The 19,199-nt window shown below is 60.6% G+C and carries 15 protein-coding genes and 1 tRNA gene; 10 read left to right on the top strand and 6 right to left on the bottom strand.

Going from position 1 to position 19,199, the window contains the following annotated elements:
* Window positions 1–47: 47 nt before the first annotated feature.
* Both clpX and AAC850_RS03325 read right to left on the bottom strand, forming a co-directional pair.
* The gene (gene clpX, locus AAC850_RS03330) at window positions 48–1,322 is read right to left on the bottom strand and encodes an ATP-dependent Clp protease ATP-binding subunit ClpX (protein ID WP_340587186.1); all 1,275 of its coding nucleotides are present in this window, start codon (window positions 1,320–1,322) and stop codon (window positions 48–50) included.
* A gap of 218 nt (window positions 1,323–1,540) precedes the next feature.
* Entirely contained in the window at window positions 1,541–2,236 is a 696-nt protein-coding gene (locus AAC850_RS03325) for an ATP-dependent Clp protease proteolytic subunit (RefSeq protein WP_340587234.1), read from the bottom strand.
* A gap of 253 nt (window positions 2,237–2,489) precedes the next feature.
* On the opposite strand from AAC850_RS03325, the gene AAC850_RS03320 reads away from it, so the two are divergent.
* The 3 genes from AAC850_RS03320 to AAC850_RS03310 are packed head-to-tail and all read left to right on the top strand — an operon-like array spanning window position 2,490 to window position 8,338.
* Window positions 2,490–4,589: a TonB-dependent receptor plug domain-containing protein gene (locus AAC850_RS03320; protein WP_340587185.1), complete on the top strand. Its 2,100-nt coding sequence runs from the start codon at window positions 2,490–2,492 to the stop codon at window positions 4,587–4,589.
* Between the two features lie 40 nt (window positions 4,590–4,629).
* The gene (locus AAC850_RS03315) at window positions 4,630–6,150 is read left to right on the top strand and encodes an amidase (RefSeq protein ID WP_340587184.1); all 1,521 of its coding nucleotides are present in this window, start codon (window positions 4,630–4,632) and stop codon (window positions 6,148–6,150) included.
* A gap of 46 nt (window positions 6,151–6,196) precedes the next feature.
* Window positions 6,197–8,338: a TonB-dependent receptor plug domain-containing protein gene (locus tag AAC850_RS03310; protein WP_340587183.1), complete on the top strand. Its 2,142-nt coding sequence runs from the start codon at window positions 6,197–6,199 to the stop codon at window positions 8,336–8,338.
* 65 nt (window positions 8,339–8,403) lie between these two features.
* On the opposite strand, the gene tig is transcribed toward AAC850_RS03310, so the two are convergent.
* Both tig and AAC850_RS03300 read right to left on the bottom strand, forming a co-directional pair.
* Window positions 8,404–9,975 carry a trigger factor gene (tig, locus tag AAC850_RS03305; RefSeq protein ID WP_340587182.1) on the bottom strand — a complete coding sequence of 524 codons (1,572 nt, stop codon included), beginning with the start codon at window positions 9,973–9,975 and terminating at the stop codon, window positions 8,404–8,406.
* Between the two features lie 59 nt (window positions 9,976–10,034).
* Window positions 10,035–10,119 (bottom strand) — tRNA-Leu (locus tag AAC850_RS03300).
* A 162-nt stretch (window positions 10,120–10,281) separates the two neighbouring features.
* Here AAC850_RS03300 and AAC850_RS03295 point away from each other — a divergent pair.
* Window positions 10,282–10,482, top strand: coding sequence for a hypothetical protein (locus AAC850_RS03295; RefSeq protein ID WP_340587181.1), 201 nt, complete (start codon window positions 10,282–10,284; stop codon window positions 10,480–10,482).
* A gap of 33 nt (window positions 10,483–10,515) precedes the next feature.
* Entirely contained in the window at window positions 10,516–10,800 is a 285-nt protein-coding gene (locus tag AAC850_RS03290) for a DUF3297 family protein (protein ID WP_340587180.1), read from the top strand.
* Window positions 10,801–10,829: 29 nt separating this feature from the next.
* Here AAC850_RS03290 and nhaA read toward each other — a convergent pair whose 3' ends face one another.
* On the bottom strand, window positions 10,830–12,056 hold the full coding sequence (gene nhaA / locus AAC850_RS03285; protein WP_340587179.1) for a Na+/H+ antiporter NhaA: 1,227 nt from the start codon (window positions 12,054–12,056) through the stop codon (window positions 10,830–10,832).
* Window positions 12,057–12,217: 161 nt separating this feature from the next.
* Here nhaA and AAC850_RS03280 point away from each other — a divergent pair, with 161 nt between their 5' ends.
* The 5 genes from AAC850_RS03280 to AAC850_RS03260 all read left to right on the top strand — a co-directional run bounded on the left by AAC850_RS03280 (window position 12,218) and on the right by AAC850_RS03260 (window position 18,396).
* Window positions 12,218–13,651 carry a glycosyl transferase family protein gene (locus AAC850_RS03280; RefSeq protein WP_340587178.1) on the top strand — a complete coding sequence of 478 codons (1,434 nt, stop codon included), beginning with the start codon at window positions 12,218–12,220 and terminating at the stop codon, window positions 13,649–13,651.
* A 5-nt stretch (window positions 13,652–13,656) separates the two neighbouring features.
* Complete coding sequence (locus AAC850_RS03275) at window positions 13,657–14,826, top strand: hypothetical protein (RefSeq protein WP_340587177.1); 1,170 nt, start codon at window positions 13,657–13,659, stop codon at window positions 14,824–14,826.
* Window positions 14,827–14,880: 54 nt separating this feature from the next.
* Complete coding sequence (locus AAC850_RS03270) at window positions 14,881–15,798, top strand: sulfite exporter TauE/SafE family protein (RefSeq protein WP_340587176.1); 918 nt, start codon at window positions 14,881–14,883, stop codon at window positions 15,796–15,798.
* The gene (locus AAC850_RS03265; protein ID WP_422723171.1) at window positions 15,795–16,580 is read left to right on the top strand and encodes a TIGR02186 family protein; all 786 of its coding nucleotides are present in this window, start codon (window positions 15,795–15,797) and stop codon (window positions 16,578–16,580) included. Before AAC850_RS03270 ends, AAC850_RS03265 begins: the two co-directional genes overlap by 4 nt.
* A 103-nt stretch (window positions 16,581–16,683) precedes the next feature.
* Window positions 16,684–18,396 carry an ATP-binding protein gene (locus tag AAC850_RS03260; protein WP_340587175.1) on the top strand — a complete coding sequence of 571 codons (1,713 nt, stop codon included), beginning with the start codon at window positions 16,684–16,686 and terminating at the stop codon, window positions 18,394–18,396.
* Window positions 18,397–18,407: 11 nt separating this feature from the next.
* Here the strand turns inward: AAC850_RS03260 and AAC850_RS03255 are convergent, their stop codons facing one another.
* Window positions 18,408–19,142 carry a 7-carboxy-7-deazaguanine synthase QueE gene (locus AAC850_RS03255; RefSeq protein ID WP_340587174.1) on the bottom strand — a complete coding sequence of 245 codons (735 nt, stop codon included), beginning with the start codon at window positions 19,140–19,142 and terminating at the stop codon, window positions 18,408–18,410.
* Between the last annotated feature and the right edge of the window lie 57 nt (window positions 19,143–19,199).

The raw sequence follows: 19,199 nt of genomic DNA, 5'->3' as shown, positions 1-19,199 counted from the left end.
AAAAATCCGACAGTTATGGGCCGGGTGGCAGGCGATTGGCGGCGCGATTACGCCGCTTCTTCCTTCTGCTTGCCTTTCTTGCCATCCATGACGCGGACGGGTTCCTTGCGGCCAAGCACGACATCGCCGTCAACGACGACTTCGGACACGCCCTCCATGCTCGGCAAATCGAACATGGTGTCGAGCAGGATCGCCTCGACAATCGAGCGAAGGCCACGCGCACCGGTCTTGCGGGCAATCGCCTTTTTCGCAATTTCGACCAGCGCATCGTCGGTGAAGGTAAGTTCTACCTCTTCCAGCTCGAACAGCTTGGCATATTGCTTGACCAGCGCGTTCTTCGGTTCCTTCAGGATCGTGACCAACGCGTCCTCATCAAGGTCGTGGAGGGTGGCGATCACCGGCAGGCGGCCGACGAATTCGGGGATCAGGCCGAATTTCAGCAGATCTTCCGGTTCGCACTTCTCGAGCATTTCGCCGATCTTGGCCTTGCTCGGCTCGTCCACATTGGCACCGAAGCCGATGGATCGTTTCTGCAGGCGATCGCCGATGATCTTGTCGAGCCCGGCGAAGGCTCCGCCGACTACGAACAGGATGTTGGTGGTGTCGACCTGCAGGAATTCCTGCTGCGGATGCTTGCGTCCACCCTGCGGCGGGACGCTGGCAGTGGTGCCTTCCATCAGCTTGAGCAAAGCCTGCTGCACGCCTTCGCCCGACACGTCGCGCGTGATCGAGGGATTTTCGGCCTTGCGGGTGATCTTGTCGATCTCGTCGATATAGACGATGCCCTGCTGCGCCTTCTCGACATTGTAGTCGGACGACTGGAGCAGTTTGAGGATAATGTTTTCCACGTCCTCGCCCACGTAACCGGCTTCGGTCAGCGTAGTGGCGTCGGCCATGGTGAAGGGCACATCGAACGTGCGTGCCAGCGTCTGCGCCAGCAAAGTCTTGCCGCTGCCGGTCGGGCCGACGAGCAGGATGTTGGACTTGGCCAGTTCGACATCATTGCTGCCCTTGCCGCTGTGCTGCAGGCGCTTGTAATGGTTGTGAACCGCCACAGAGAGCACGCGCTTGGCGCGATCCTGCCCGATGACGTAATCGTTCAGAGTGTCGCAGATGTCCTGCGGCGTGGGCACACCGCCATCCTTGCGTCCGCCGGGGCCAGCCTTGGCCTCTTCACGGATGATGTCGTTGCACAGCTCCACGCATTCATCGCAGATGAACACAGTAGGGCCGGCGATGAGCTTGCGCACTTCATGCTGCGACTTCCCGCAGAAGCTGCAGTACAGGGTGCTCTTGCTATCGGATCCGCTCAACTTCGTCATATTCCTTAAATCCAGTGCGACTTGGCGCCATTATGCCCAAGGCGCGGGAATCGTCTACCCATCCTAGGGCAGCGCGACACAAATTCAATCATGTCCCTGCATAGCAGGCCCGCCTTGCTCCATACTGAAGATGCAGGGTTGCCAAATCACTACATTTATCAAAATACGGGTAAATCGGGCTCGAAAGCCCGAAATCCCTGTTCCCGGCGGTACCGGGCTTATTCGGAATCCTTGGTCGGCGCGCCGCCACTGCCGCTCGGCTCCTTGCCCTCATCATCCTTCGGGCGATGTGCGAATACCGCATCGACAATGCCGAATTTCTTGGCTTCGTCAGCTTCGAGGAAAGTGTCGCGATCCATGGCCCGCTCGATATCTTCGAGGCTCTGGCCGGTATATTCGACATAAAGATCGTTCATCCGGGCCTTGATGCGCAGGATTTCCTTGGCCTGGATTTCGATATCCGACGCCATACCGCGGGCGCCGCCGCTGGGCTGGTGGACCATGATGCGCGCATTCGGCAACGCCACGCGCATGCCGGGTTCACCCGCGGCGAGCAGGAAACTGCCCATGCTGGCAGCTTGGCCGATGCAAACGGTACGCACCTTCGGCTTGATGTATTGCATGGTGTCGTGAATCGCCATGCCAGCCGTCACCACGCCGCCGGGCGAGTTGATGTACATGCTGATATCATTGCTGTTTTCGCTTTCGAGGAAAAGCAACTGGGCGACAATCAGGCTCGCCATATTGTCTTCCACCTGGCCGGTGACGAAAACAATGCGTTCGCGCAGCAGGCGGCTGAAAATGTCGAAGCTGCGTTCGCCGCGGCTGGTCGATTCGACGACGACGGGCACAAGCGCGCCGGTAACAGGGTCGGTGGAAAACTGGTCTTTGGAGTCGCCGAACAGGTCGAACATGCGGGGAATTCCTCTCGTGTCGCTCATGAAGCGCCTATGTCGCCTCGCCTGCCGACAAGTTCAAGAGGCAGGTTAACAACGCCCACCAGAATCAATCCTGAATCCGTTTGTCGGGCCAGATCATGCGTTGGTCCTTTGATCGGTAACGATCACCTGCCTGTCGAACATGCCGCGCTTTCCAGACCGGTTTCATATGGAACCGACTACAACTGTAGTTCACTGGAGAGGACTTACCTTGCAAGATACCTTGAGCTTGACTGCGATCGCCGCATTTCTCGTCAGTGTGCCGTTACAGGTTGCGGCTCAGGAGGCCACCGATTTGCAGCCTGAAGACGTCGAGGCCGACGCGGGCGCCTCTGCACAACAAACCGCTCAGGCGACGGAAGCGGGCCGGCGCGTGTTCACTCCCACCGATTTTGAACGCTTTGCTCCGCGAAGCGCTCTCGACATGCTCGAGGAAATACCCGGCTTCACCCTGCGAGGGGCCGATGACCAGCGTGGATTAGGCCAGGCAAGCGCAAACGTGTTGATCAATGGCGAGCGCATCACCAGCAAGTCCGATGGCGTGTTCACCCAGCTGCAGCGGATCGCCACGGACCGGGTCGAGCGGATCGAGATCGTGGACGGTGCCACGCTGGGTATCGCGGGCCTTTCGGGTCAGGTCGCAAACGTCATCACGCGACCCGGCGATATCGGTGGACGCTTTTCCTACCGCGCAAGTTTCCGTCCCAAATATGCCGAACCAAGCTTCATCGGAGGCGAAATCTCGCTCAACGGATCGAGCGAGACGACCGAATGGACAGTGGCCATTGCCAATGGCGTAGGGCGAGGTGCCTCGGGTGGGAATGAGGCATTCATTTTCGGCCCGACGGGCGAACTTCTCGAAACCCGCGATATCCGCACGCAATTTGTTGGCGACACGCCGCGGGTGTCGGGCAGTTTGCAATGGACCAGCCCCGGCGGCACGGTCACAAATCTGCGCGCTAATTACCAGCGTGTTTACGACAATTTCCGCGACAATCAGTTCCGCGACCTGACCACGGGTGTCGACCGCTTCCGCGCGTTCGAGTTCCGCGCGAGGGAATGGGGCTATGAATTTGGCGCCGATGTGACCTTCGGCGTGGGGCCAGGCCAGTTGAAGCTGATCGGCCAGGAAAGCTTCACCCGCGCCAACCGTCGTTCGGACAGTATCACCACTTTCGTTGACGACAGCCCGGATCGTGGCAACCGTTTTGCTACGATCTCCGACACCGGAGAGCGCATCGGCCGCGCCGAATATAGCTGGGCCATGCTCGGTGGTGATTGGCAGCTTGATGCCGAAGCCGCCTTCAATCGCCTCGATCGCAGCGCACAATTGTTCGATCTCGAACCGTCCGGTCAGTTTGTCGAGATGGACTTCCCCAATGGCACCGGCGGCGTGACGGAGGATCGGTACGAAACTATCCTGACACACAGCCGCTCGTTGGCGGACAATCTTACTCTGCAAGTAGGTGCTGGCGGCGAATACTCGACCATCTCGCAAACCGGCGCGAATGGCCTCACGCGCAGTTTCTGGCGCCCCAAGGGATCGGTCAATCTGGCTTGGCAGGTGGAGGAGGGGCTCGACGTCTCGCTCGAACTCGCGCGGCGCGTGGGCCAGTTGAGCTTCGGGGATTTCCTCGCCAGCGTCTCGCTCAACCAGGATCAGCAAAACGCCGGCAATGTCGAATTAGTGCCGCAGCAAAGCTGGGAAGCGCAGCTCGATATCACCAAGACGCTCGGCCGCTGGGGCAGCACCGAATTGCGCATCTTTGCGCAGGAGATCGAGGATTACATCGAATTCATCCCGGTCGAAGGCGGGTTGGAAACGCGCGGCAATATTGATTCCGCCAGCATCATCGGCATTCGTTGGAATTCGACATTCCAGCTCGAACCGCTCGGTTTCAAGGGAGCGCAGCTCGAGCTGACCCTGCAGGCGGAAGAAACCGACCTGATTGATCCACTGACGGGCGAGTCGCGCGCATGGGGTGGCCATCAGGACCGCGAAGTGGACGTGAGCCTGCGCCACGATATACCCGGCTCGAACTGGGCCTGGGGGGTCGGTGCGGAATACAACCACACGCTGCCGTATTACCGGCTGGGCGAAACTGGCTTCAATTATGAAGGGCCGACCTACACCTATGCCTTCATCGAGCACAAAGACGTGTTCGGGATGACGGCCAATCTTACGGTGTTCAACCTTACCGATGGCCGGGCGGTGCAGGATCGCTTCGTTTATGACGGCTACCGCGACCGCTCGGACCTGTTGTTCCGCGAGACGCAGAATCTGTCGGTGCAGCCGATCTTCAATTTCCGCCTGAGCGGGGATTTTTAGCGGTATTGCAACAGTCTAGCGGCGCGGGCAGAAGTGGGACATGAACCGCACCTGCTTCCTCATGCTCGCCGCGACAACGCTCGCCTTTCCGACACTAGCCATCGCACAGGAGCAGGCAATCCCGCCACGGCCTCCGGCAGCCGATCCATCATGGTTCGATCCTGCCGCGCACGCGAGTACCTACGTTGAGCGGATCGAGGCTCTCGACGGAATGCTCAATTCGGTGATTGTTCATGACCCGCGCGCGTCCGGCACGGCTGGCATCATCAACGGGGCCAGCCTGCTTCAGGGGCGCACCGTTCTGGTGAAGGACAATATTGAAACGCGCGAATTTCCTACCACCGCTGGCAGCCTTGCTTTGATCGATAACGACACCGGTCGCGACGCGCCGCTGATCGCACGGATGCGCGCCAATGGCGGTGTGGTTCTGGGCAAGACCAACCTGTCCGAATGGGCCAACTTCCGCTCCACGCAAAGCACCAGTGGTTGGAGCGCAGTGGGCGGAATCACCCGCAACCCCCATGCAACCGATCGCAATAGCTGCGGCTCCTCCAGCGGGAGCGGCGCGGCGGTCGCGGCAGGCTTTGCGTGGGCGGCGATCGGTACGGAAACCGACGGCTCGATCACCTGTCCCGCCAGCCTCAATGGCGTGGTTGGGTTTAAGCCCACGGTCGGCCTTGTAAGCCAGATGCATATCGTGCCGATCAGCCATTCGCAGGACACGGCCGGGCCGATGACACGCAATGTTTTCGACGCTGCGCTATTGCTCTCCGCCATAGCGGGACCCGATTATGGCGGTCTGGGCAGTGGTGATCTCGCTTACAATTTCACCTCCGGGGTTTCCACCGCATCGCTCGAAGGCGTGCGCATCGGGGTGCTGCGCGATCGCTTTGGCGGCTTTGCTCCGCTGGGCGAAGTATACGAGCAGGCCCTCTCAGACCTGCGCGAAGCTGGCGCGGTCCTGGTCGACGTGACGCACGAGGGTGACCCCGCCATGGGCCGCGATGAATATACGGTACTGCTGTACGAATTTCGCGAGGGGATCGATGCCTATCTGCACGGTTCGCCCGCCGATATTCCTGTCCGCTCGCTCGAAGATCTGATCGCTTTCAATGAGGCAGATGCTGACAGTGAAATGCGCTGGTTTGGGCAGGAAATCTTCGAACTCGCGCTGCAAGCTACCGATCACGAAGCCTACGAGGCGGCGCGCGCCAACAGTTTCCGACTTGCCGGACCTGAGGGTATCGACGCCATGCTGGCCGAGCACGATATCGCGTTGCTTATCGCCCCGACGCGCGGCCCGGCGTGGATGACGGACCTCGTCAATGGTGACAATTACCGCAGTGGTATCGGCATCGGCTCTCTCGCTGCCATTGCAGGCTATCCGCATCTCACCGTGCCGATGGGCCAGATCGATGGATTGCCAGTCGGGCTATCCTTCATCGGCGGCGCTTGGAGCGATCATGCCATCCTGCAAGCTGGCGCAGCCTATGAACGCGCGCGCAGCGTCACTCTGCCCGCGCCAGGCTTCGAACGGTGGGAACCTTCAGGACGCGATTAAGCTGTCCTTGTTGTGACGGTGGCAATGGTCTAGCCGCGCTTCAATTGTGGGAACGAGATTTCAATTGCCTTACCGCCGCGTGCAGATCGGATTGATAACGCTGGCCTTTGTCGGTCATGCGGGCATCGCCCATGCGCAGGAGGCGGCGGGGAATGAGCCCGTCGTGCAGGATGCGGACGTCGTTGAGGAGGCAGCTCAATCCCGGGCCATAGCCCGCGAGGTCTATACGCCTTCGGACTTCGCTCGCTTTGCCCCTCGCAATGCACTCGACTTGATCGAGCAAATCCCCGGCTTCAATGTTGATCAAGGCGGCGTATTTGGCGGTGGTGGCGGGCGCGGTTTCGGGCAGGCGTCCGAGAACCTGCTGATCAACGGCGAACGCGTGTCGAGCAAATCCACCAGCACCGCCGACCTTCTTACGCGCATTCCGGTGGGCAATGTGCTGCGTATTGAAGTCGTGGACGGCGCATCACTCGACATCCCCGGCCTATCGGGCCGCGTAGCCAATATCATTGTCGTGCAAAGCGGTCCGTCGGGGCAGTTCCGCTGGCGGCCCGAATGGAACACGCTGAGCGCGCCTGCCCAGTGGTTCGAGGGCGAAATCTCGCTTACCGGTAGCTTGGGAGGGGTCGACTATACGCTGGCGCTGGAGAACCGCGATTTTGCTAGCGGCCGGATAGGTCCGGCAATCATAACCAATGCCGATGGCACGGTGGATGCGAGGCTCAATCGCGCTTCCAATCTGTTCAACAGACCAAACCTGACCGGCTTCTTCGCCTTCGAAGTGGCGAATGATGTTGAGGTCAATCTCAACCTTACCGGCGGAATCGAGATTTTCGATGCCGAGGAGGAGGAGTTTCGCCAGGCCAACAATCCGCTTCCCCTGTTCGAGGAGCGGTTCACCACCAACAGCGATGAATGGTTCTATGAGATCAGCGGCGACATCACATTCCCGCTTGGTACCGGACAGCTCAAGCTTATCGCTCTCGAAAGCTATGACCACCGCGAGCGCATTGCCGTGTCATTGCTCGACGATGGTGATCTGTCGACCAGCGGCTCCCAGTTCATACGCATCGCCGACGAAGGTGAGCGGATCGGGCGCGGCGAATATGGCTGGGCCATGTGGGGCGCGGAATGGCAGGTCTCGGCAGAAGCTGCATTCAACCGGCTCGACCAGGTCGGGCGGTTGTTCGACTTCGATGCGTCGCGCGATAATTTCGTCGAGGTGGCTTTCCCTGGCGGCGCGGGCGGGGTGCGCGAGGATCGTTATGAAGCACTGTTGAGCGTGGGCTTTCCGATCACCGAACGCCTGTCGGTCCAGATGGTCGGCGGCGGCGAGTATTCGCAGATCGCACAGACCGGGGCCAATGCCCGCTCCCGCAGTTTCCAGCGCCCCAAGGGTTCGCTCGGGCTGGCATGGAATCCGGCTGACGGGTTCGATATCAGCCTGGGAATAGCGCGCGAGGTCGGGCAACTCGATTTCGGCGATTTCCTAGCCAGCGTCAATTTCTCGGAAAACCAGGAAAACGCCGGAAACAGCGACCTGAGACCGCAGCAAAATTGGGGCATAACACTCGAATTCGCGAAGAATTTTGGCGCATTCGGGTCAGCCACATTGACGCTGTTCGATGAACAGATCGAAGATCTGGTACTTATTTTGCCCGTTGCCGGTGGCGGAGAGGCGCGCGGCAATATCCAAAGTGCGCGGCGAAAGGGCATGGATCTGATCGGTACGCTGCAGCTTGCGCCATTGGGGTTGCAAGGCGCGCAGCTTGAAGTCGAACTTCAATGGGAAAACTCCAAGCTGAATGATCCGGTTACACTGGTAGAGCGACGCTTCGACGGGAACGATCCATTCGAAATCGAGCTCGACTTCCGCCATGATATTCCGGCCAGCGATTGGGCATGGGGCTGGTCGTTCCAGGACACCGAGCGCGCGCCGCGGTTCCGGGTCGAACAGGAAATCCTCGAGTTCGGTCCTAGTACGTTCGGTGCAGTCTTCGTCGAGCACAAGAACGTGCTGGGAGCGACGGCAAACCTGCGGCTGGGCAACATCTTCAATGGCGGCGATACGTTGCTGCGCACCGTTTATGACGGTCCGCGCGACAGTTCACCGGTCCTCTTTACCGAAGAGCGCCTGCGTGATCGCGGGCAGACGATCACCCTCACGCTGACCGGCAGCTTCTAGCGGAAACAAAAAGGCCCTCCGCGGCGTGTGCCGGGGAGGGCCAATTGGTGTAGCGGAAATTCCGCCTATTTCTTGGCGGCAGCTTTTTTGGCCGGTGCCTTCTTGGCCGCAGCCTTCTTGGCAGGTGCCTTTTTCGCTGCTGGCTTTGCCGCTGCGTCTTTCTTCGGCGCAGCCTTCTTGGCCGGAGCTTTCTTGGCAGGAGCCTTCTTCGCAGCCGGCTTCTTGTCGCCATCGTCCTTGGCAGCCGCCTTCTTGGCGGGCGCCTTCTTCTTGGCCGGAGCCTTCTTCTTGGCCGGAGCCGGAGCAGCTTCCTCGGCCTCGATCGCGGCTTCGAGTTCTTCCCGCGTCACTTCGCGCTCGGTCACCTCGGCCTTGTCGAAGAGGAAGTCGACGACCTTGTCTTCATACAGCGGAGCGCGAAGCTGCGCCTGCGCCATCGGCTCGTTGCGGACATATTCCATGAACCTGTCACGGTCTTCCGGGCGGTACTGCTGCGCGGCCTGCTGCATCAGCATCTGCATTTCCTGCTGGCTGACTTCCACGCCATTGGCCTGGCCGATTTCCGACAGGAGCAGGCCAAGGCGCACGCGGCGTTCGGCGATACGCTTGTAATCGTCCTTCTCCGCCTCGATTTCCTTCATCGCCTTGTCGGGATCGTCTTCCTTGGCAGCTTCCTGTGTCAGCTGGTTCCAGATCTGGTCGAACTCGGCTTCCACCATGGTCGGCGGAACGTCGAAATCATGGTCGGCGGCGAGCGTGTCGAGCAGCTGGCGCTTCATCTGCGTGCGGGTGAGACCGGCGCTTTCCTGCTCGATCTGGCCCTTCACCAGCTCCTTCAGCTTGTCGATACCTTCAAGGCCGAGCTGCTTGGCGAAGTCGTCATCCACCTTGGTTTCGGCTTCGACCTTCACCTGCTTTACGGTGATGTCGAATTCGGCATCCTTTCCGGCAAGGTGTTCGGCGGGGTAATCTTCGGGGAAGGTGACCTTGATGGTCTTCTCATCGCCCGTCTTGGCGCCGGTGAGTTGCTCTTCGAAGCCCGGGATGAACTGGCCTGCGCCGATCACGAGCGGTGCGTCCTCGGCCTTACCGCCTTCGAATTCCTCGCCGTCCACTCGGCCGACGAAATCGATGATCAGCTGGTCGCCGTCGGCAGCCTTCTTCGTCTTGGGCGCGTCCTTGTAGCTCTTCTGGCCCTCGGCAATCTTCCCGAGCGCTTCGTCGAGTTCCTTGTCGCTGACCGGAACGTTGAGCTTTTCGAGCTTCAGACCGTCGATCGAAGGCGCCTCGATTTCGGGCAGCACTTCGACTTCCACGGTCAGCTTGGCGTCCTTGCCCTGTTCATAGCCGTCGGCCATTTCCACCTTGGGCTGCAGTGCCGGGCGCAGTTTCTTGTCCTTGATCAGGCCATCGACCGATTCGCGCAGCGTGTTGTTGAGCACATCTGCGTGCAGGGCTTCACCGTGCATCTTGCGCACGAGATTGGCCGGGACCTTGCCGGGACGGAAGCCGGGCATCCGGACTTGCGGGGCGACCTTCTTCACCTCTGCTTCGATGCGGGCATCGATATCCTTGGCAGGAATGGTGATGGTGTAGGCGCGCTTCAGGCCTTCATTGGTGGTTTCGACGATTTGCATGTGCAGCCTTTGTATATCTCTCTCAATCGGTTCGACAGGGCAGGTAGTGACCAGCGAACTGGTGCGGGCGAAGGGACTCGAACCCCCACATCTTGCGATACTGGTACCTAAAACCAGCGCGTCTACCAATTCCGCCACGCCCGCAGCCAAGCGAACCCGCAGACAGGGAGCCTGCGAAACGAAGCGCCGCCCTTATAAGGGCGCGGGGAAAAGGGCAAGGCGTGCGATGAGCAGAATTGCAGCCGGGAACAGAAAGTCGCGCTTCACCGTTCTTTTAGCAGGCTCAAAAGAGAGGTCAGCCACGCCATGATTATCCGTGAACCCATAGCAGGATTCCAGTTAGGCGAATTCGTTTCGCAGGATTCGCAGGTCAGCAATGGCCGGCCCGAGGAAACTCCCGGAAGTCCGCCGCAGCCCGATGAGGTGCAGCCCGACCAGGGAGACACCGTTCATCCTGGCGCTGTACCGACCGAGGTGCCGCCCGACCAATTGCCCGGCAGCGATTGATTTTTCTCAATGGCGCGCTAGTGGCCTTCGCCCATGAGCGAAACAAACCCTTCCGACACACCGCCCGATCACCTCGCGATCGATCCGCGTAGCCCCCACTTTAACGGAGAGTTGCTGCAGCGCGGCGTTGCGATCCGTTTCAAAGGGCGGGAGCGCACCGATATTGAGGAATACTGCATCTCCGAAGGATGGGTGCGGGTACAGGCCGGCAAGACGGTTGACCGCAAGGGTCGCCCGCTCACCCTCAAGTTGAACGGTCCGGTCGAAGCCTGGTACGAAGATCTGGGCGACAATCCGCCCATTGCCAAGAAAGACTGAACGCTTTTTCCTCGCCCAGTCCGGTCGTATCAGACGACCGGACTTGCAGGATCGTCCTTCTCATCGGCGTGCGGCGCGGTCATGCGCAATATGGTGTAACCCAGCACGGCTGATATAAGCGAGCCGACCAGAACACCGATTTTGGCCTCATCGCGCAACAGGCGTGCTGCCTCGTCGGTGCCTTCGAAGGCGAGCTCTCCAATGAACAGGCTCATGGTGAAGCCGATCCCGCACAATACGGTGACGCCCCAGATTTCCGCCCATGTGCAACCCGGCGGCTTGGGTACGATCTTGAGCTTCACGATAGTCCAGACAGTAGCGAAGATTCCGACCTGCTTGCCGAGGACAAGGCCCGCCGCAATGGCGAGCGGCAGGGGGTCGAGTAGCGCATCAAGACCAAGACCCGAGATGTTCACACCGGCATTGGCAAAACCGAAGATTGGCACAACAATATAGGCGTTCCACGGCACTAGTGCGTGCTCCATGTCTTCGAGCATGCAGCTACCATTCTTGCCGTACATCGGGATTGTCAGTGCCGCCAGGACACCGGCAATCGTGGCGTGGATGCCCGAATAAAGCACGCAGTACCAGAGCACCACGGTGAGCAGGATGTAGGGCGCCATCGAGGTAACGCGCATCTTGTTGAGCACGAACATCAGTCCCAGCACAACGCCCGATGCGGCGAGGAACATCATCTTGATTTCCTCGGTGTAGAATACCGCGATAATCGCAACGGCACCGATGTCATCCACGATGGCTACGGTCAAAAGGAAGAGTCGCAACGGCGCGGGAACCCGGGTGCCCAGTAGGCCGACAACGCCCATTGCAAAGGCAATGTCGGTCGCGGCCGGGATGGCCCAGCCACGTGCCAGTGCCGGCTCGGAACCGGCTATGAACATATAGACCGCTGCTGGTGCCGCCATGCCGGCAGCGGCGGCCAGGATGGGCAAGGTGCGCGCCTTGGGATCGGCCAGATTGCCGCGATACAATTCGCGCTTCACTTCCAGCCCGACGACAAAGAAGAAGATGACCATCAAACCATCGTTCACCCACAGGTGAATGGTATTGAGGTAGAAGGCATCTTTCGACCAAAGATACCCGTTGAACAGTTCGAAATAGGCTGGCGCGACGCCTGAATTGGCGATCACCAGTGCCACGATCGCCACGGCGATCAGCAACACACCTTCAAAGGCATCGGCCTTGAACAGGGCGGTGAAGTTACGGACGGCGGCGCGTATAATGTTCGGTTCGGACATGCGGGAAGTCCCTTTCGCAAATGCCTGGTCATTTCAAGCCTTGTCGGCCCAAAAGCGCGATTTGCGCGGAAATTACCCGCAGCGAGTTGCATTAACTCATGTAAAATGTAGGCCTACGCGCTATTGCGTAGTGTGAGTTGGGTATGAACGGGGGCTCAGGCATGGACCTGGCGGCTTGGTCCGCGCTGGAATGGTTGGCGCTGATAGAATATGAATTGTTGCTGTTCGCAGGGGTGTTCTTCCTGCTTGGGGCGATAGACGAAATTGCGGTTGACCTGATCTGGCTGTGGCGCCGCGTCACCGGTCGTGGTCACACGCATACCGTCACGCGCTCGGATATGCGCCACCGCCGTCTGTCCGGCGCTGTCGCCGTTTTCATCCCGACATGGCAGGAGCGCGAGGTCATCGACCGGACGCTGGCGCATGCACGTAGCGCGTGGGCGCAGGACAACGTCACTTTCTACATCGGCTGCTATCGCAACGACCCCGCCAGCCTGCAGTCCGCACTCGAAGGGGCTGGTGGTGATCGCCGCGTTCGCATGGTCGTGCATGACCGCTACGGCCCCTCGACCAAGGCCGACTGTCTCAATCGTCTGTACCGCGCGATGGAACAGGATGAATTGCGACGCGGCACCGCGTATCGCACTGTCTTGCTGCATGACGCCGAAGACATGGTCGATCCGGCCGCGCTGGGCCTGATCGATCGCGCGATCGACGATTGCGAATTCGTGCAATTGCCCGTCCTGCCTCTCCCGCACCCGGCTTCGCCATGGGTGGGGAGCCACTATTGCGAAGAATTTGCCGAATCGCATGGCAAGGGGATGGTCGTGCGCGATGCGCTGGGTGCCGCCCTGCCTGCCGCCGGCGTTGGCTGCGCCTTCCGCCGCGACCTGCTCGACACAATGGCGCGCGGTGGCAATCCATCCACGAGCCGGAATTCGGAAGGTCCTTTTTCCGGCCTGTCATTGACCGAAGATTACGAGCTTGGCTTGGCCATCGGCGCAGCAGGGGGGCGGTCACGCTTCCTGCGTGTGCGTGGTGATGACGGGCAATTGGTCGCAACCCGGTCCTACTTTCCCTCGACGCTCGCGCAAGCCGTTCGGCAGAAAGCGCGTTGGGTGCACGGTATTGCTTTCCAGGGCTGGGACAGGCTTGGCTGGAACGGCACGCTCGTCGAGAAGTGGATGCGTCTGCGCGATCGTCGCGGGCCCCTGGCCGCGGTCGTCCTGCTCACGGGATACACATTGTTCGCGCTTGCGCTGGTGCTGACCGGGCTTGATCTTGCTGGCTACGAAAGGCCGTGGGAACCAACGCCGTTGCTTCTAACCCTGCTGGCGCTCAATATGGCGGCCTTCGTGTGGCGGGCGGCGATGCGTTTCGCCTTCACCGCCCGCGAATATGGCGCGATGGAAGGCCTGCGTGCGGTCCTGCGCATTCCACTCTCAAACGTCATCGCAATCATGGCCGGGCGGCGGGCGATGTTCGCTTATGCCCGCACCTTGCGCGGCGGCGATCCCGAATGGGAGAAAACGGCGCATGACCGCCATCCCGCACCGCAAGTTTCCTTGCGTCCGGCAATCGAGCGCGCAGCATGAACCGCGTGGAGATCAGGCGCTCCGGCAAACGCGGCGGTGCGCTCATGATGCTGGGCGGTATCATCGCGATTTGGGCACTTGTGCGGATCGCGCTTTGGCAACCGCCATTTCTTCCCGCCTCGCTTGAAAATCTTCCCTTTGCGCAAGCGTCTTCCTCAACGCCCATCGCCGACACTTCACAAGCAAATGCGGCGAATGAAGCTACACCGGCGGAACAGGCTGATCCATACTACGAGCCAGCTCTACCGAGCTGGCAGACACCGCTGCCACCGGCTCCGCTACCATTGCCCTCTCAGGTGCATACATCCTTGAACGCGCAGCCTGCAGTGTACCGGGACTTTGGCGCGAGCCGATTAGCCCTGTCCCGGCGTGGATTTGCCGGAGCGGGCAATCTGGTCGCCCATGCCTACCTGCTGAGTGCAGGCTATCGCAGCGGTAGCGGCCCAGCGATGTCGGGCACCAATAGCGGGCCACAAGCGGTCTATGTTCCTGAAGCAGCTGCGCCGTTGCAGCAAACACGGGGCACCTCGCGCTGGGCGATGGATGCCTGGGCCTTGTGGCGGCAGGACAATGATTCGCCGCTGCTTACCGGTCGCCCGAGCTACGGGCGAAGTCAGGTCGGGGCTGTCATGCGCTATCGCCTCGCTCCATCGAGCAGGCACGCGCCGCAGATGCATTTGCGGGCCAGTGCTGCTCTCGAAGGTCGTCGCGAGCGCGAACTGGCACTCGGGATTTCGGCTCGTCCAGTCCCACCAATCCCTGTAAGGCTGGCGGCAGAGGCGCGTGTCAGCGAGACCGAGCGGCGGACCGAGCCGCGCGCTGCAGCTTATGCGGTAACCGAGTTTCCTCCACTCGACCTTCCCGGCGGATTGACCGGCGAAGCCTATTTGCAAGGTGGCTATGTCAGTGGCGACTTCGCGACACCTTTCGTCGACGGGCAGGCACGCATTACGCGTGACCTTGCCGAAACGCAGGATTTCCGGTTGTCGGCTGGCGCTGGCGCCTGGGGCGGGGCGCAGGAAGACGCTAAGCGGCTCGATATCGGGCCGAGCGCGGCTGTCTCGTTCAGCGTGGGGCAGGCTCGCGGGAGGGTTTCTGCCGATTACCGGTTCCGGGTCGCAGGTGATGCCCAGCCAGCGAGTGGCCCGGCGCTCACACTGTCCGCCGGTTTTTAAGCGCTTGACGTCATTCGCCTTCAATAGCGCGCTCGCATGGGTTAGGCGCAGTGCATGGACGTTTACCTCCCCATTGCCAATCTAGCGGTCGACGGGCTCGTAATCATCCTGCTCGGGCTGGCGACAGGGATATTGTCGGGCGTGTTCGGTGTGGGGGGCGGCTTCCTCACGACACCGTTGCTGATTTTCTACGGCATTCCGCCAACTGTTGCCGCCGCATCTGCTGCAACGCAGGTAACCGGGGCGAGCGTTTCAGGAGTATTCGCTCATAGCCGCAACCAGGGCGTGGACTACCAGATCGGGCTTGTAACGGTAGCCGGGGGAATGCTCGGGGCCCTGGTCGGCGCGGGCCTGTTCAACGCGCTGGCGTCGATCGGGCAGATCGATACGGTCATCAACATCCTTTATGTCCTGCTGCTCGGCACGATCGGTGGATTGATGCTGCAGGAAGCCCTGCAGTCGCTGGGAGTGCTGAGTACAGACGGTGACAAGGGACGCGCCGCGAAGCGCCGCCACCACCCGTGGATTGCCGCATTGCCCTATCGCTGGCGATTCTATCGCTCCGGCCTCTACATTTCTCCTATCGCCCCGCTCATCCTCGGTCTACTTGTCGGCATACTGACAATGCTGATGGGCGTTGGAGGCGGGTTTATGATGGTGCCTGCCATGCTCTATATTCTTGGCATGAGTGCGAAGGTCGTGGTCGGGACAAGCCTGTTCAACATCCTTTTCATCACCATGCTGGTGACCATGGTCCACGCCTTCACTACGCGCGCTGTCGATATCGTCCTCGCGGGCCTGTTGCTGCTGGGATCGGTGACCGGCGCGCAGTTCGGCACCAGGATCGCGCAGTTCGCCAAGCCGGAACATTTGCGGCTGGCGCTCGGCATGATCGTGGTCGCGATTGCATTGCGCATGGTTTACGGCCTGACCGTGACGCCGGATGAAGTCTATTCGGTGGTGCCGTTATGATCCGCCGCCTCCTTGTGGTCGTGGGCGCGATGTTCCTGGCGTTTGGCATCAATTCCACGACCAGCGCGCAATCGGGCGATCCGATATTGGTGCCCGATGTTTCCGAACACGATATCGTTCTGCGCCAGGGCTTTACCGGGGCCGACCTGTTGCTCTTCGGCGCAATCCTCGATCCTTCGGGCGGCATCATGCAGAGCGATTATGACGTGGTCGTCGTCCTGAAAGGCCCGACCGAGGAAGTCCGCTTGCGTGAGAAGGAGCGGTTCCTGGGCACCATCTGGGTCAATGCGGGCAGCACCGATTACCGTTCTGTTCCAAGCTTTTACGCCATCGCCAGCTCGCGCCCGATCGCGGATATCGTCGACCAGAGCACGGCCGCGATTTTCGAACTTGGCCTGCCTTATCTTCAGCTTTCCCCGAGCGGTTCGATCGATCCAGAAGAACAGGCGCGTTTCGCCGCCGGACTTGTCGATCTGCGCCAGCGTCAGGGCCTTTATGCCCAATATGAAAGCGGCGTAACGGTGAACGAAGGCGTGCTCTACCGCGCCCGATTGCCGATCCCCTCCAACGTGATACCGGGGCGCTACGTGGCGGAAACCTTCGCGATTGCCGATGGCCGGGTCATCACGTCTGCCACATCGGACGTTGATGTTCGCAAGGAGGGCTTCGAGGGCGTTGTGGCGGAGGAGGCGCAGGATAACTCCTTCCTTTACGGCCTGTTCGCCGTGGGCCTTTCGGTTTTCATGGGCTGGGCGGCTGGACGCCTGTTCGCACTCGTTTGAAATAACTGGCGGCAAATCAGGCCAAAAAGCCCGTAGGATTGACGCGATCTTAACCTCGATGGCGCTACGCACAGGGCATATCCAACAGCCCTGTGAGCCGTTTATGACCGAGATGCCTGGAAGCCAGTTTGCCGACGCCACACCGGCGAGCCCGTCCGAAGCACCGACTTCCGAAGAGGAGCAACGCCAGCAGCGCGAGGCGCAGAGCGTCGAATGTGCCCGCCAGCCCATCGGTGTCGTGCTAGAAATCGCCGGTTCGGGCTCTGCCATCGCGCTCGATCTCGAACGGCTGACCGAATGCATGGCGGATATCGATCCGTCGATCGCGCTGGCCGGACAGGTCGGTTCGCAAATCAAGATCAAGACAGGCGACGGCTGGCTGCTCGCTTCCGTGCGCAACCAGCGTCAGGACCGCCGTGCCGAGAATTCCATCGTCGCCAATATCGACTTCCTCGGTGAGGGGATGGAAGAGCGACTGACCGGCAAGATCCACAGCTTCCGCCGTGGTGTGACGCGCTATCCCATTCCCGGTGCGTTGGTCTATCCGGCGACTTCTGAAGATCTGAAGCAGATTTACGCTTCGGACGGGCGCAGTGCGATCCAGATCGGCACGGTCTATCCGACCAGCGACATCCGCGCCGGCATGTATATCGACGCCATGCTGGGCAAGCACTTCGCGCTGCTCGGCTCTACCGGTACGGGTAAATCGACCAGCGCCGCGCTGATCCTCCACCGCATCTGCCAGGCTGCGCCGCAGGGCCACATCCTGATGATCGACCCGCATGGCGAATATTCCGCCGCCTTCCGCAACACCGGACAGATCTTCGACGTCACCAATCTGCAGATGCCGTATTGGTTGATGAACTTCGAAGAACATTGCGAAGTGCTGCTGAAATCCTCCGGCAACGATCTGCAGAACGACCGCGATATTCTCGCCAAGTGTTTGCTTGCGGCGCGCTCGAAGAACAGGCTGGCCGAAACGATGGGCAAGATCACCGTCGACTCGCCGATCCCTTATCTGCTTTCCGACCTGACGGGCATGATCCAGGACGAGATGGGCAAGCTCGACAAGGCAACCAACACCGCGCCTTACATGCGCATCAAGACCAAGATCGACGAGCTGAAGGCCGATCCGCGCTACCAGTTCATGTTCTCCGGCATGTTGGTCGGCGACACGATGGCCGAGTTTATTTCCAAGATTTTCCGCATGCCCTCTTCCGGCAAGCCGATCTCCATTATCGACGTGTCGGGCGTACCATCCGACATTACCAGCACGGTGGTGGCGGTGCTCAGCCGCCTTGTGTTCGACTTCGCCATCTGGGGCCGAAACGAGAAGACAAGCCCGATCCTGCTCGTTTGTGAAGAGGCGCACCGATATGTGCCCAACGAGAAGAATTCGGATGGCAACTCGGTCGGCACGATTCTGTCGCGCATCGCCAAGGAAGGCCGTAAATACGGTATCTCGCTCGGCCTCATTACGCAGCGACCGTCCGACCTTGCCGAAGGCGTGCTTTCACAGTGCGGTACGATCATCTCGATGCGCCTCAACAACGAGCGCGACCAGGCCTTTGTGAAAGCCGCCATGCCCGAAGGTGCGCGCGGCTTCCTCGATTCCATCCCCGCGCTGCGCAACCGCGAATGCATTATTTGCGGCGAGGGTGTGTCGATCCCGATCCGCGTAAGCTTCGACAATCTCGAGGAAAGCAAGCGTCCCGCATCCGAAGACCCGAGCTTCGTCGACCTGTGGAACAATGGCGGCGGCGAGGAAGACATGGTCCTTCGCACCGTCCAACGCTGGCGCGCGCAGGGGGCGTGATCGCAAACAAATCAAGTTCCGCGCGTGTCGCCGAACAGGTGGATGTGCAGCCGGTCGCTCATGCGGTAGCCGTTTTGCAGGCATAGCGGCACGAGCCACTTCTCGCGCTCGCGCAAGGTTTCGCTGTCGGTGCCTTCGGGCATCAGATAGACGCGCCCCGCGCGGATGGCGTGTGCGCGGGCGAGGGCCTGCACTTCTGCAACGTCTCCCGGCTGGGCGATCACGAATTTGAAGAAAGCGCGCTGGTCGGTGGCCCAGCGGTCAAGCATTTCGGGCTTGAGCGCCAGCTCGGCCGGATTGCCGCTATGCGCCAGCTTGGGGCTGACGTTGTATTGGTCCACCCGCACATCGAGCCGCGCGGGCGGGTCGATCGTGCCGTTGGTTTCGATTTCTACCTGCACGTCGGGCAAGTGCTCGAGCATTTCGGCTAGCCTGCCAGCCTGCATCAGCGGTTCGCCGCCGGTGATGACGAGCCGGTTCTGGCCAAGCGCCGCGATGCGTGCAGCGACATCTTCCGGCCCAAGCGTGATCTGGTTGGCCTTTCGCTCATAAGTTTGATCCGAGCGGTGTGGGCGGTTGTCGCCCTCGAAATGCCAGGTGTAGGCGGTGTCGCACCACACGCAGGCGAGGTTGCAGCGCGACAGGCGCACGAAGGCGACCGGCATTCCGGCAGAGGGGCCTTCGCCCTGCACGCTGGCGAAGATTTCCGGTCCGCCGCTATCGTCTGTGGCAAGAACAATCGTCACAACGCTTCACCGCAAATTCTGCACATTTGGAGCACATGGAGCACAGTCCTGATCCCA

The organism is Erythrobacter alti (assembly GCF_037996805.1).
Lineage (GTDB): Bacteria > Pseudomonadota > Alphaproteobacteria > Sphingomonadales > Sphingomonadaceae > Alteraurantiacibacter > Alteraurantiacibacter alti.
The sequence above is the reverse complement of the archived record's forward strand: the minus strand, read 5'-3'. Positions and strand labels throughout refer to the sequence as shown.